The following is a 13,313-nucleotide window of genomic DNA, read 5'->3' as shown; positions in this document are numbered from 1 at the left end:
TTTGCAAATTTTAGAAACGTAAATATGAATAACATCCATCAAGTTATTTTTAACAAATCCACACAACAGTCTGTTGTTGTATCTGAACTCGCCAAATCAGTCAAAAAAACCAAAGCTGTTTCTGCCAGTTCGGTGGATATCGTTTCTATTTTACAAAATTTTTCTGAAAAACGACCGCTTGGCACAACAGATACCCAAACCAACCGCTCAGATAACAAAAGCAGCAGTTGGAGTGTGGGCGTGTTTGTGGGTAAATCACAAGGCTCTACCGGCTTTGGCGTGGAAGGTGCAGTAAATGTCGGCAAAGGGCATTCTAACAGTGATTCCCGTGTTCAGAACCAGACCGAAATCAACAGCGACAGCTTAAACATTAAAACCAAAGAGACGACCACACTCAAAGGTGCGGTGGCGAATATCAACCATTTAGAACTTGATACCAAAAATCTGCATATTGAAAGTGTACAAGACACAGAAAAATATAACAGCAAACAGACCCAAGGTGGGGTGAGTGGCTCGGTGGCGATTTATGGTAGCGGTTCAAGTGCTTCGGCACAATTTAGCCAACAGAAAGCGAATGTGGATTACGCACAAGTTCATCAACAATCGGGCTTTAACATTCAAGAAAGCTCCAAAATTAACGTGGAAGAAAACACGCATATCAAGGGTGGCATTATCCACGCCCAAGGCGACAAAGCGAACCACCGAATGACAACCGGCACGCTGACGACAGAAGCGATTGAAAACCGCAGTGATATTAAGGTAAGCAGTGTGAGTGCTGGAGCAAGCACAGATATGGGGCAAATGGCGACAATGGCAGTGGGTGCTGCATTAAGTGCATTGGGGAATATGAGCGAAAGCGAACGCAGCCAAACCAAGGCAGCGATAAGCAGTAACATCAATCTCAGCATTACCGATAGCAACAAACAACAGCAACTCACAGGCAAAACCGCCGAAGAGACAATAGCAAGCCTGAACCGAGACACCGCAAACGCCAATCAAGCGGTGGAAAAAGCGGATTTAAATGCAATTCAGGAACGCCAAGAGGCAACCCAAATTGTCGCAGAAATTGGGGCGCAACGTGTGGGTGATTTTGCCCAATATATGGGTTGGGAAGATGGCAGCCCTCAGAAAGTCGCTTTACACGGTTTAGTTGGTTATCTTGCTGCAAAAGTGGGTGGAGATAATACGGCTGCTAGTACCCTTTCGGCAATGGGCAGTGAATATATCAACACAGAAATTGCAAATTATTTGCAAGAAAACACCGCTTTAACGGCGGATGAACGCAATGCCATTCAGCAAGCGAGTGCAGCAGGATTGGGGGCTTTGATTGGTGCGAGTTTGGGAGGTGATTCAAACGAAGTTACACAATCGGCACAAATGGCGTTAAGGACGGAGAAGTTTAACAGGCAGCTTCACCCTGACGAGAAACAAAGAATTAAAGATCTTGCGAATGGCGATAAGGAAAAAGAAGCACGCTTAACTGCTGCGGCTTGTGCGTTGGTACATTGTTCGGCTCAAATTCCAAGTGATGATCCAGAGTATGCAGAAGTTTACGCTCAAGCGAAGGCATTGGAAGATTTGGGAAATCAGGCTGAATTTGCAAGTGAAAGAGAATTACTTTCAAGGCAGTTAGCTGATTATGATATTTCTGATGGAGTATCAGGTTATCGTAAAAAACTATTCCAATATGATAAGTATGTTAATAGAGGAATAGATAGTTTAAATCAGACTGATACGAAATATGGAGTCACTACTCGAGTAGTTGGAGCGGTTCAAACAGCGGGTGGGGCAACTATTGCGACAGGTTCAACATTAGGCACAATAGGAGCTTGTACAGGTACAGTTGGAGCTGGGTGTATTGTTGCAGTTCCGATAGGTGCTATTGGTGCTGCTTATGGTAGTGATTTAGCTGCTTCAGGTATAAAAGCCGTTTACACAGGCAAATATCATTCTCCGATAGGCTCTCAAGCATTCGCAGACCTTACTGGGATATCTCAAGACACTGCAGATTTGATTTATGGTGCTCCATCGGCAGTATTTGGAGCAAAACCGATAGTAATGGGTGTTACTAAATCAATAGGTGTAGTGGCTAATGAAGTCGCTCGTATCGGAAGGGATGTTAAATATGTTGCTGGAGAGTTAGGAAAGGATGTGAAGGTAGGAGCAGGTTATATTAATAATTCAGCTCAAACAGGGTATGTTCACTCTATCAATACAGCAAGAGATATTACAGAGCAAGGACTAAATACAGGAGCTACTATTACTAGAAATTTAAATAATAAAATAGAAAATACAGGCACTAAGAAATTTGGATTAGGCGTTTTAGGTGGTGGTGCTGGAGAGCTTGCAGTGGAAAGCCGCTCCTATTCAGAAGGTAAAAAAGATTTAACTCCAACAAATTTAATTGGAACAACAAATAATATTTTGAAGTCGGGATTAACGGGCGGGGTCACAGCTAATATGAATACATTACAGGCTTTAGGGGTTAATACGGTATCTGGTATAACTCTAAAAAATCAAAGTGGTAATGAAGCATTTAAGGAAAGTATCATTTCCTCTGGTGTTTCGTCACTCACTGGATTTAGAGGGTATATTGAGGAACCTGCATCTGGATTAACTAACTCTATATTAACAGATGAGATAAAAGCAATTTTCGAAAAATATAAAAGCAATAATACAAAGGAAAAATAGTATGCAAAAAATCATTATTTATGCAGCCTTCTGTATATTGGGCTCTATAGGGTTTTATCTCATGACTGGAATATATATAGGATTCAAAGCTGATTTTCTAGATGTTTTTATAGATATTTTTCCAAAATTAGCCTTGATTAGTGCTATAAACTTCTTTATAAGAGGTAGATAATTAGAATGTACTCTAAAAGTAACAGATGCAATATCTAATGAAGTTGCTCGAAACGCCAAGAAGCGGAAAAGCTTGAAAACTCCAACCCACCTAGCAGTGCAACTAAAAACCGAAGCCAAGGCGATTGAAGTGCAATATGGCTTGAGTAGCAACCTGCAAATGGGCATTCGTGCAGCAACCGCAGCACTGCAAGGCTTGGCGACAGGTAATACTTGGGTTACTTTCCCCGATGGTGCTCGTCTCCGACGAGCGCCAATACTTATCTGCTTAAAGCGGTTAATTATATTGAGCATTTTGCAAATTTTAGCAGTAAATCAACCGCTTGTTTTGGCACGAGTGAGACACTCGCGCCATCGGGAGGAACAGCATTTCAACCTAAAGATGGCCGGAAGTATTTCGATGAAAAATTAAAATAGGATTTTTTATGAAGGCAATAGAAAAAAATAATGATGTTACTGTAATACAATTGTCCCAAAAAGATATTCACTTAGTTACAAGTGCTTTGGGAGAAATATCTAATATATTAGATATAGATGATTGTGAAACTAGAACTGGTTATAGTTTAGATGAATTTGAAAAGTTATTTTATGAATTTAATATAATTGATGATAGATAATGCAATTTAGCTGATCAATTAGGTTCTAACACTCAGGCAAAAGGGCAAGTAATTATTTTTACGGAAAGACCAGCTTGTCCGAGTTGCTTGGGTGTAGCAGAACAATTCAATAAAGGTTATCCCAATATCAAAGTGAATATCTTTGATAATAATGGGAATTTGATTAAGCCTTAAAGGAGAAACATTTATGAGTCGAGTGAATTATAAAACATTAAAGCAGTAGTTTTTTGAAGATGCCTATCTGTGGTGTCAGAGAAAATTTGAAAATGGAAAAATTACAAAATGGAATAAAGATTTCTCTGAATGGGGAGGGGCTTTAGATAGCTTTGATGGGAATTTCGATTTGCCAATAGAGAATTTAATGCTAAGTGTCATTTATATTATATTAAATGGAGCAAGACATACCTATAGCCACACTTTAGTGATGAATGATATAGATAAGATTTTATCAGACAATGATCTTGATAATCTTATTTCTATATTAGAAGAAGAAAAGCAGGAATTTCTTTATGATTTGAATTTAGTTTTCAATAATAGAGAATTAGAATAGTAGTATATGAATAATGTCTACAAAGTTATCTTCAATAGAAATTCTCAACAATTCGTTGTAGTTTCTGAATTAGCCAAATCATCAGGAAAATCATCAACGGCACCCAAAGCAAAGATTGATGATCTTTTTTCATTGTTATTTGAAAATCTATTTGGAAATAAAGAACCTATCAACCTAAACGACCACCAAGAAGTGCGGGCAATCACGCCTAATTTACAGCTGCCGAATAACCGTATTTACCGCCTAAATAGCACGCCAAACAGTACCGTGTTGGTGGAAACCGACCCTGATTTCACTAATCAAAAACGGTGGTTAAGTTCTGATTATATGTTTAAGGCCCTTCGCTATGAGCCAAACCAAACCCAAAAACGGTTAGGTGATGGTTTTTACGAGCAACGTTTAATCCGTGAGCAGATTAACCGCTTAACCGGTAGACAATTCGTGGGCAACTACACAGACTTTGACTCTCAATACCGTGGCTTAATGGAAGCAGGAGTAACATTTGCCCAAAAATTCAATTTACGCCCTGGAATTAGCCTTTCACCAAGCCAAGTGGCACAGCTAACAACCGATATTGTATGGTTAGAAACAGAAACCGTGACTTTACCGAATGGCAAGGTAGAAAACGTGCTAGTGCCGAAAGTGTATGCCTTAGCCAAAAAAGGCGACATTACAGGCAATGGTGCGTTGCTTTCGGGTAACAAGGTGATTCACAAAGGCGGCGAGTTTATCAACAGCGGCACGGTTGCAGGTCGTGAATTGGTGCAGTTTGACAGTGATAGCATTCGTAACAGCGGTAATATCAGTGGTGGTGCGATAGTGGGTAATGTGCAAGGAGATATGGAGAATCTTGGCGGGACGATTGAAGCCGACCGAGCGATATTACTTAACGTAGCTGGTAACTTTAAGCACACAAGTCAAACGCACACGACATCGGTGAATGAGCGAGGCTACCAACGCACCGACACGACTGTGGGTCGCAAAGGCTTACTGCACGTTAAAGGTGAGAAGGGGTCGTTACAAATCCAAGCGAATAACATCAATCTTGCAGGGGCGGATATTATTAATGACGGTCAAGGTCAGACATATTTATCTGCAAAAAATCAGCTCAATCTGACCGCTTTACAGGTCGGTTTTGATGAGAAAATGGGCGGTGGTAACCACTATCGTAATGAAGCCGTGCAAGGGGTTGAAATCAGCCGAGTGCAAGGCAAGGGTGATGTAGTGCTTTCGGCGAAAGATATTTATAGCGAAGGGGCAGAGCTAGAAGCCAAATCCAGATTAGTGGCGTTAGCGGAAAATGATATTGTGTTGGGAAGTGCAACACGCCAAACGGCTTATGAGGAGTATCATAAGACGAAAAGTGGCAGTGCGGTGGCGAAGAAAACGCAAACGACGTTTGACCAAGTGAATGAAACACTCCACAAAGGCACAGAGCTGACAGGCGATACAATTGAAGTGAAAGCAGGCAAAGATATTCAAGGCGAAAGCCTGCTTGCGGTGTCACGCACAGGTGATATTGATTTTATTGCTGGGAATAACGTCACGATTAATTCTGCGACAAACCTACTTTCGGAACAACATATCAATGAAACCAAACGTAGCGGCTTGCTTAACGGTGGCGAACTTGGCTTTACGATTGGTAGCCAAAAAACACGTCAAGAAAGCACGTTAGAGGGGGCAATCCAAAGCACGGCTCGCAATACCCTTGCGAGTGAAAGCGGCAATATCCGTATTCAAGCAGGGAATAAAGCGAACGTGAGCAATGTAGATGTGCTGATTTCCAACGAAAAAACCGCCGTGATTTCAGGCAAAAATGGTGTGCGTGTTGAAGCTGGAAAAGATGTTATCAACCGCACAGATAAATTTGAATTTAGCCAGTCGGGCTTAAGCATAGCGTTGAGTACACCGGTAACGGATGCGGTGCAATCGGCACGGCAATCGGTGCAAAAAGCGAAGGCAACACAAAACGAGAAACTCAAAGGCGTGTATGCGATGAAAGCGGCGGAGGATGCCGTGATTGCAGCACAAAATGCTCAGAAAGTGGCAGAAACGTTGGGCAATCTTGGCAATGCACTCACAGAAAACCATGCTGCGGCAGAAAATCCGGCGGTGAAGATTTCAGTCAGTCTCGGCACGCAAAAACAGCAAAGAGAAAGCCGTAGTCAAAGCGTGACCCACAGCAAAAGCACCCTGAACGGCGGCAATATTGCCTTGATTTCGGGAGCGGGCAAAGTTGCGCTGGAAGGGGTGGATACCCGAGTGAAAGACACCCTGCTGCTTGACGGTAAGCTGGGTATTGAATCCAAAGGTGTTGCGGATACTTATCAAAACAACACTAAGAATAAGAATCACAGTGCGAGTGTGGGCGTATTTATCGGTTTAGATAGAGATAGTTTTGGTATTGGTTTTGAGGCAGGAGTGAGTGGAGGTAAAGGCAAGGAGAATATCGAAACTGAAACGTGGCAGAACAACCAACTGCAAGCGGGTAAAATTGTTACAAATTCTGCAAATGGTAAACTCATGCTGGATGCAACCAATGTCAAAGCAAATCATTGGGAAGGTGAGGTACAAGATTTTGAGGCAAGAAGTCGACAAGATATAAGCAAATATAAAAGCGAATACACAGAAGGCAGCGTACATGGCACATTGGCGGTAGGGACAACAGGAGTAAATGGTCATGTGGCATATAATGGAGCCAAGTTGAACACTGCTCAGGTGGAAAACCAAACATCCATCGACATAGGCAAGGGTGGAATGGACGTTAAAGTGAAAAAGAACGCCCATTTTGACGGTGCGGTAATGACCAGCCAAGCGGAGCAAGAAAACAACCGCTTCCAAGCCGGCACGCTGACCACCGGCGATATTGAAAACCACAGTGAATTGAAAACCCGAAGTGTCGCGATTAGCGGAGGGACAAGTGGGGTGAACCCGATGTCGGCACTGAGTTTGCTGGGCAATAAAAACGAAAGCGAGCGAAGCACAACAAAGGCAGCGATTGGGGAAAATATCGCTATCGCCCTCACCCAAGACCCCAATGCGGAAAGCACACTCAATCAGCTTAATCGAGATACGCAAAATGCGAATCAAAAAGTGACTAAACACGACATCAGTGAAGCGAGAGAAACGCAAGAGTTAGTGAAAGGCATAGGTGAGATTGCAGAAAAGGCTTATCAGATTTACACGCATAGTGAGCGTGAAAAAGTGACGGAAGCGAAGCTGGAATTGGGCAAAGCACAAGCTCAAAAAGCGAGCAAGGAAGAGATTGGTAAATTAGAAGCCAATTTAGACCGCTTGCAAAAAGAGTTTGATAAAAACTACGGCACGGGCAGTAAAACCAAACGAGCGGTGGAAGCGGTGACGGCAGCCTTGCAAGGTTTAGCGGCGAAAGACGTGGGACAAGCGGCAGTAGGTTTAGCCTCACCATACTTAAATGCAGAAATCAAAAAGTACACCGAAGGCGATACCCAAGCTAACTTGATTGCTCACGCATTGCTAGGTGCGGTGGAAGCAGCTGCGACAGGGAACAATGTACTGGCAGGGGCTGCGGCAGGTGCAGGGAGCGAAGCGGCAGCAGACTTTATAGTTAAAACCCTCCACAAGGGCAAATCTACGAAAGACCTAAGTGAATCAGAAAAACAGACAGTCACATTCTTAAGCCAACTTGCAGGTGGATTAGCTTCGGGGATAATCGGAGATAGTACACAATCGGCAGCGGTTGGAGTGGATATTGGCAAACGGGCGGTGGAGAATAATTACTTATTCCATCCTGATGTGTATGCTTATCAAAAAGCGCTTAAAAAAGCGATTGAAAACGGAGAAAGCGTTGAAGAAGTACATAAGCATTTCAAAGCGTTAAGCGAAAAACAACGTGATGAATTGTTAGCTGATTGTGATATTGATTGCCGAATGACAGTGCCACAAACCTTATTAGGGGCAGTAAATTTAGCAGATGATTTATCAGGTGCATTGAATAGTTGGCTTCAAGGCTTGCCTTTTGAAGAACAAGGTAAATTCTATCAGCTGGTTGAGAGTGAAAACCAGAAGACTATTGAAGCACTGAAAGAGAAACAAACCGGCTTAGAGAAAGGCATTGAGTTAGCAATGGATGCTTCTCGATTGCTTGCGAAAGAAGTGGACATAAACACGCCAAAAACTAAGCAATCGCTTTATGATTCCAAGAAAACAAGGGAAAAATTAGAGAAAGAGTTTGGTAAGGAAAATGTGGTTTCCACAACCATTGCTGCCAGTGGAATAAGAAATACTAATTTAGCGGGGAAAAAGCATCCTAAGACAGGTGTACCATTTGATAGCAAAGGTTATCCAATTTTTGATGACATAGCTAAATATGATACAAGATTGGATATTAAGTCTTTTAGAAGTGCTACTTATCCTGAGCAAATGGAAATGGCAACTAAGCAATTATATAAAGATCTTGGAGAAGATGGTTTAAAAAAACTATTCAATCAAAAGCAAATAAACGCAATTAAGAATGGAGACAAAAAAATACCTGGATTTACATGGCATCATCATCAAGATACAGGGAGGATGCAACTAGTTCCTGAATGGCAACACTCTAAAACAGGTCATATTGGTGGAGATTATATTCAAAAAGGAAAATAATATGTGGAGTATTTATAAAGAGGATCATTCAGATCTTAATTTCGCTATTGGATGTTTATATTGTGATGCAATAAACATGGATGAATTTAAATCTTGGATAGAAATGCTTGTTTTAAACTTAAAATCAGAAGATATACCAATGTATATATACGACTTACTTGATTTTGATGGGGAGCTATATCATATTTCAAAGCTTATTGGATTTGATATTATTAATGATTTATCTGAATCAGAAGAATATAGTATATATGGAATTGCATATTTAAGAAACAATCCTATTTATGAGTGTCCAATTGGTAAGGATAAGGCTATTATGGTACTAGCTTCAAATAGAGAAGTTTTAGAAAGATTTAAAAGATTTTTTCCATTTATAAATATAAAATCCCCCGATAGCGCCCGTCTCCAGACGGGTGATAAACATTTGCCTGATATATGAAAATTAAAAATGAACAACAGATTTCACAAAGTCATTTTCAGTCAATCTCAACAACAATTTGTGGTGGTTTCTGAGTTAGCAAAATCTTCGGGAAAATCATCAACCTTGCCAAAAGCAAAGGTTGATGGGTCTTTTTCGTTGCTGTTTGACAATATATTTAGTAATTCAGAATTACATTTGCAAAGCCAAACGTGGCAGAATAACCAATTACAAGCGGGTAAATTCGTCACCAATTCTGCAAACGGCAAACTCTTGCTGGATGCCACCAATGTCAAAGCCAATCGCTGGGAAGGCGAAGTACAAGATTTTGAGGCAAGAAGTCGACAAGATATAAGCAAATATAAAAGCGAATACACAGAAGGCAGCGTACATGGCACATTGGCGGTAGGGACAACAGGAGTAAATGGTCATGTGGCATATAATGGAGCGAAGTTGAACACTGCTCAGGTGGAAAACCAAACTGCAATCGACATAGGCAAGGGTGGAATGGACGTTAAAGTGAAAAAGAACGCCCATTTTGAGGGAGTGGTAATGACTAGCCAAGCGGAGAAAGAAAAAAACCGCTTCCAAGCCGGCACGCTGACCACCGGTGATATTGAAAACCACAGTGAATTGAAAACCCGAAGTGTCGTGATTAGCGGAGGGACAAGTGGGGTGAACCCGATGTCGGCACTGAGCTTACTGGGCAATAAAAACGAAAGCGAGCGAAGCACAACAAAGGCAGCGATTGGAGAAAATATCGCTATCACCCTCACCGAAGACCCAAATGCGGAAACTACGCTTAATCATCTCAACCGAGATACGCAAAACGCCAATCAAAAAGTGACGAAACACGATATCAGTGAGGTGAAAGAAACGCAAGAGTTAGTGAAAGGCATAGGCGAGATTGCGGACAAAGCATTCCAAATTTACACGCATAGTGAGCGTGAAAAAGTGACGGAAGCGAAGCTGGCGTTGGGCAAAGTGGAAACCCGTTTGAGAAATGAGGGTAAAACGAAAGAAGAAATCGCTCAACATCCTGAATACAAGGCATTAAAGCAGGATTTAAATGATAAACAGCAGACTTTTGACAATGCCTACGGCACGGGCAGTAAAACCAAACGAGCGGTGGATGCAGTCACAGCCGCCTTGCAAGGGTTAGCGGCGAAAGACGTGGGACAAGCGGCAGTGGGTTTAGCCTCGCCATACTTAAATGCAGAAATCAAAAAGTACACCGAAGGCGATACCCAAGCTAACTTGATTGCCCACGCCTTACTGGGTGCGGTGGAAGCAGCTGTGACAGGGAACAATGTACTCGCAGGGGCTGCGGCGGGTGCAGGGAGCGAAGCGGCAGCAGACTTTATAGTTAAAACCCTCTACAAGGGCAAATCTACGAAAGACTTAACCGAAGCCGAGAAACAGAATGTGGCGTTGCTAAGCCAGCTTGCAAGCGGACTGGCTTCAGGTTTGATAGGGGATAGTACACAATCGGCAGCCGTTGGGGCGGATATTGGGAAAAGGGCAGTGGAGAATAATTTCTTTGATGACCTTCACCCTTCTGAAGACCGAAAACAAACGATATCGGTGATAGCGAAAGCTCTATTTAATGGTGATGAAGAAAAAGCCGAAGCTTATTATGACGGACTGAAACAAGGTGAAGCGAAAGCCTTAATTGAAAGTATCGAAGGTACGGTAGAGGCAGTTCAACACTTTGATGAAACAATAGTAACGATTGCCGAAGCATTGGGTAATCCAAAAGAAACTGTTCAAAAAGTAGTGATTTCTCTCGAAGAGTTAAATGCCCGTATCAATTCAGCATTAGAGACTAATCCGGCAGAGGCTGGTGAATTGATGGGATATTTACAATCTCAAGGGAAAGCAATACAAGCTCCAACGGTGATTTTGACCGGTGGAGTAGCAGAAAAAGTAGTGAGATTGTTGAAGAAATCTCCTCAAGTGGATTATAAGTCTGATGTAAATAATTTGGGTGTGAATAGTGCTAAATTTAATAAGGAGTTGAATGATAAAATATCTAATAAAGAATTAGGAGAAATTCAATCTTTCTATAGAGAAAGAATTAAAGAATATCAAGATAAAATTTATGATTTACGCTCTGAATTACCGTCATCATTGAAAAGATCTGGAAATGTTGCTGTAGCAAAAATAGATGTAGAAGGATTAGGTATTAAGCAATTAGCAGCTCATAGTGGCATTAGTTCTACTATGAAAGGATTTGTCGGAGATGGTAAAGTAGAATTTGAGTATTTACATATAGAACCTAAAGGAGGAGGTCGTCCAATACCTAGAAATACTGATTCTGAATATAAAATATTATCCAATTTGGCTGATAATTTAGGTAATAATTTTGATTCCAAAGGTGAGATAACTATATTTACAGAGCGAAGAGCTTGTCAAAGTTGTCTTGGTGTAATTACACAATTTAAGGAACGTTATCCTAACATTAAAATAAATGTTATTAGTAATGAGAATGAAAAGATATTAAATCCAAATCAGAGGGGTAAATAATATGTGTAGAGAAAGCTATAGAAACATCAAATTGTATTACTTAGAAAGTGGTTATAATTGGTGTAAAAGAAAGTTTAACAATGGAAAAGTGAATGGAAAAATTGAACCAACCATAGAATGGTCAGGAGCTAGTTATGATTGGGAAAATTCTTATGAGTTAGATATTGAAAAATTAATGTTGGCTGTGGTTGAAATTATTTGTTATGCAGGACGGTGTCATAAACCACATATTATAAATTTAGATTTTATAAAAAAAATACTCTCTGAAAATTCTATTGAGGATTTAGTGAAAGATCTTGAGGAAGAAGAAAAGGTTGAATTTCTTTATGAGCTGAATTTAGTATTGAACAATCAAGAATTGGAGGATGAGGAATCCTCCTGATAAGACTATTTTATGTAATTTACAAGCGGTTAATTCATGTTGAATATTTTGTAAATTTTAGCGGTAAATTAACCGCTTGTTTGGTATGAGCGAGAACGCTCACACCATCAGGGCATAGGTGAGATTGCGGAAAAGGCTTATCAGATTTACACGCATAGTGAGCGTGAAAAAGTGACGGAAGCGAAGCTGGCGTTGGGCAAAGTGGAAACCCGTTTGAGAAATGAGGGTAAAACGAAAGAAGAAATCGCTCAACATCCTGAATACAAGGCATTAAAGCAGGATTTAAATGATAAACAGCAGACTTTTGACAATGCCTACGGCACGGGCAGTAAAACCAAACGAGCGGTGGATGCAGTCACAGCCGCCTTGCAAGGGTTAGCGGCGAAAGACGTGGGACAAGCGGCAGTGGGTTTAGCCTCGCCATACTTAAATGCAGAAATCAAAAAGTACACCGAAGGCGATACCCAAGCTAACTTGATTGCCCACGCATTGCTAGGTGCGGTGGAAGCAGCTGTGACAGGGAACAATGTACTGGCAGGGGCTGCGGCGGGTGCAGGGAGCGAAGCGGCAGCGAAGGTCATTACCGAAACCTTATACAAAGGGAAAACTACAGAGCAACTGACGGAAGCTGAAAAGCAAAATGTCGTGTTCTTAAGCCAACTTGCGGGAGGATTGGCTTCAGGCTTGATAGGGGATAGTACACAGTCGGCAGCGGTTGGAGCGGATATTGGCAAACGGGCGGTGGAGAATAATTCTCTTGTAGTTGATAGGTTGAGAGAAAATAAAAAAGCAGATGCTGAACAGTGGAAACTAAAAGTCAGAGAAAAAATTGGCAATAATACTGCATCACAGTTTATTAATGGTGTAATTGATGTTGTTGAGGAAGGTGCTGATTCAGCTTTATTCGTTGGAGATACAGTATTTGATACATTTGCTCTGTTAACTACTTGTGCTGTCGGCGATAGTTATTGTAATCAGGCAAAGATTGATCTAGCAGGAAAGAACCAAGCAGTATCAAATACATTAAATGCTTTGATGACAGGAGAATATTGGGAAGGTATAAAAGCAGTTGCGAAGCAAGCTTATGAAGGGGATCAACAAGCGTTAGAGAATTTCTCTGGAATATTAACAGGGTTGCTATTGCCAACAAAAGTTTTACCCAATAATTCTAAGCTAGGTGATTTTTCTAGGAAAGCTCCAAATAGTATTAATGCAAGTAGTGATTTATCAGTAGTTGGAGAAACATTAGGTTATAAAACCATACATGTAGATTTTAATAAGTCTTTAATTAAAGGAAGTGATGAAAGTCATCTAGTTAATAACTTAGCAGCTAATACA

10 protein-coding genes and 1 pseudogene are annotated in these 13,313 nt (G+C 41.1%); all 11 read left to right on the top strand.

Going from position 1 to position 13,313, the window contains the following annotated elements; genetic code table 11:
• Positions 1-24 precede the first annotated feature (24 nt).
• A complete protein-coding gene (locus tag ACERCG_RS03725) occupies positions 25-2,691 on the top strand; it encodes a hemagglutinin repeat-containing protein (protein ID WP_373610737.1) in 2,667 nt (888 codons plus the stop codon).
• A gap of 1 nt (position 2,692) precedes the next feature.
• Complete coding sequence (locus tag ACERCG_RS03720) at positions 2,693-2,863, top strand: hypothetical protein (RefSeq protein WP_373610736.1); 171 nt, start codon at positions 2,693-2,695, stop codon at positions 2,861-2,863.
• 72 nt (positions 2,864-2,935) lie between these two features.
• Positions 2,936-3,274, top strand: coding sequence for a hypothetical protein (locus ACERCG_RS03715; protein WP_373610735.1), 339 nt, complete (start codon positions 2,936-2,938; stop codon positions 3,272-3,274).
• Between the two features lie 13 nt (positions 3,275-3,287).
• Positions 3,288-3,479 (top strand): hypothetical protein, encoded by a 192-nt coding sequence (locus tag ACERCG_RS03710; RefSeq protein WP_373610734.1) that lies wholly within the window; start codon positions 3,288-3,290, stop codon positions 3,477-3,479.
• A gap of 15 nt (positions 3,480-3,494) precedes the next feature.
• Positions 3,495-3,653, top strand: a pseudogene (locus ACERCG_RS03705) (deaminase domain-containing protein); the annotation flags it as partial.
• A gap of 187 nt (positions 3,654-3,840) precedes the next feature.
• Positions 3,841-4,029, top strand: coding sequence for a hypothetical protein (locus ACERCG_RS03700; RefSeq protein WP_373610733.1), 189 nt, complete (start codon positions 3,841-3,843; stop codon positions 4,027-4,029).
• 6 nt (positions 4,030-4,035) lie between these two features.
• Positions 4,036-8,652: a hemagglutinin repeat-containing protein gene (locus ACERCG_RS03695; protein WP_373610732.1), complete on the top strand. Its 4,617-nt coding sequence runs from the start codon at positions 4,036-4,038 to the stop codon at positions 8,650-8,652.
• Between the two features lies 1 nt (position 8,653).
• Positions 8,654-9,088, top strand: coding sequence for a hypothetical protein (locus tag ACERCG_RS03690; protein WP_373610731.1), 435 nt, complete (start codon positions 8,654-8,656; stop codon positions 9,086-9,088).
• Positions 9,089-9,097: 9 nt separating this feature from the next.
• Positions 9,098-11,593, top strand: coding sequence for a deaminase domain-containing protein (locus ACERCG_RS03685; RefSeq protein WP_373610730.1), 2,496 nt, complete (start codon positions 9,098-9,100; stop codon positions 11,591-11,593).
• A gap of 1 nt (position 11,594) precedes the next feature.
• Entirely contained in the window at positions 11,595-11,975 is a 381-nt protein-coding gene (locus ACERCG_RS03680; RefSeq protein ID WP_373610729.1) for a hypothetical protein, read from the top strand.
• A gap of 171 nt (positions 11,976-12,146) precedes the next feature.
• Positions 12,147-13,313 (top strand): VENN motif pre-toxin domain-containing protein (locus ACERCG_RS03675; protein ID WP_373610728.1); only part of this gene is annotated, 1,167 nt, incomplete at its 3' end.

Origin of the sequence: Mannheimia sp. E30BD (assembly GCF_041807785.1) — a bacterium.
GTDB lineage: Bacteria > Pseudomonadota > Gammaproteobacteria > Enterobacterales > Pasteurellaceae > Mannheimia.
Note: the sequence above shows the minus strand (reverse complement) of the source record. Positions and strands in the feature narration are given on the sequence as shown.

What these genes read in the sequence shown, in the direction of transcription:
- ACERCG_RS03725 (WP_373610737.1), top strand. Translation starts at nt 25, where the DNA reads ATGAATAACATCCATCAAGTTATTTTTAACAAATCCACACAACAGTCT.
- ACERCG_RS03720 (WP_373610736.1), top strand. Translation starts at nt 2,693, where the DNA reads ATGCAAAAAATCATTATTTATGCAGCCTTCTGTATATTGGGCTCTATA.
- ACERCG_RS03710 (WP_373610734.1), top strand. Translation starts at nt 3,288, where the DNA reads ATGAAGGCAATAGAAAAAAATAATGATGTTACTGTAATACAATTGTCC.
- ACERCG_RS03700 (WP_373610733.1), top strand. Translation starts at nt 3,841, where the DNA reads ATGCTAAGTGTCATTTATATTATATTAAATGGAGCAAGACATACCTAT.
- ACERCG_RS03695 (WP_373610732.1), top strand. Translation starts at nt 4,036, where the DNA reads ATGAATAATGTCTACAAAGTTATCTTCAATAGAAATTCTCAACAATTC.
- ACERCG_RS03690 (WP_373610731.1), top strand. Translation starts at nt 8,654, where the DNA reads ATGTGGAGTATTTATAAAGAGGATCATTCAGATCTTAATTTCGCTATT.
- ACERCG_RS03685 (WP_373610730.1), top strand. Translation starts at nt 9,098, where the DNA reads ATGAACAACAGATTTCACAAAGTCATTTTCAGTCAATCTCAACAACAA.
- ACERCG_RS03680 (WP_373610729.1), top strand. Translation starts at nt 11,595, where the DNA reads ATGTGTAGAGAAAGCTATAGAAACATCAAATTGTATTACTTAGAAAGT.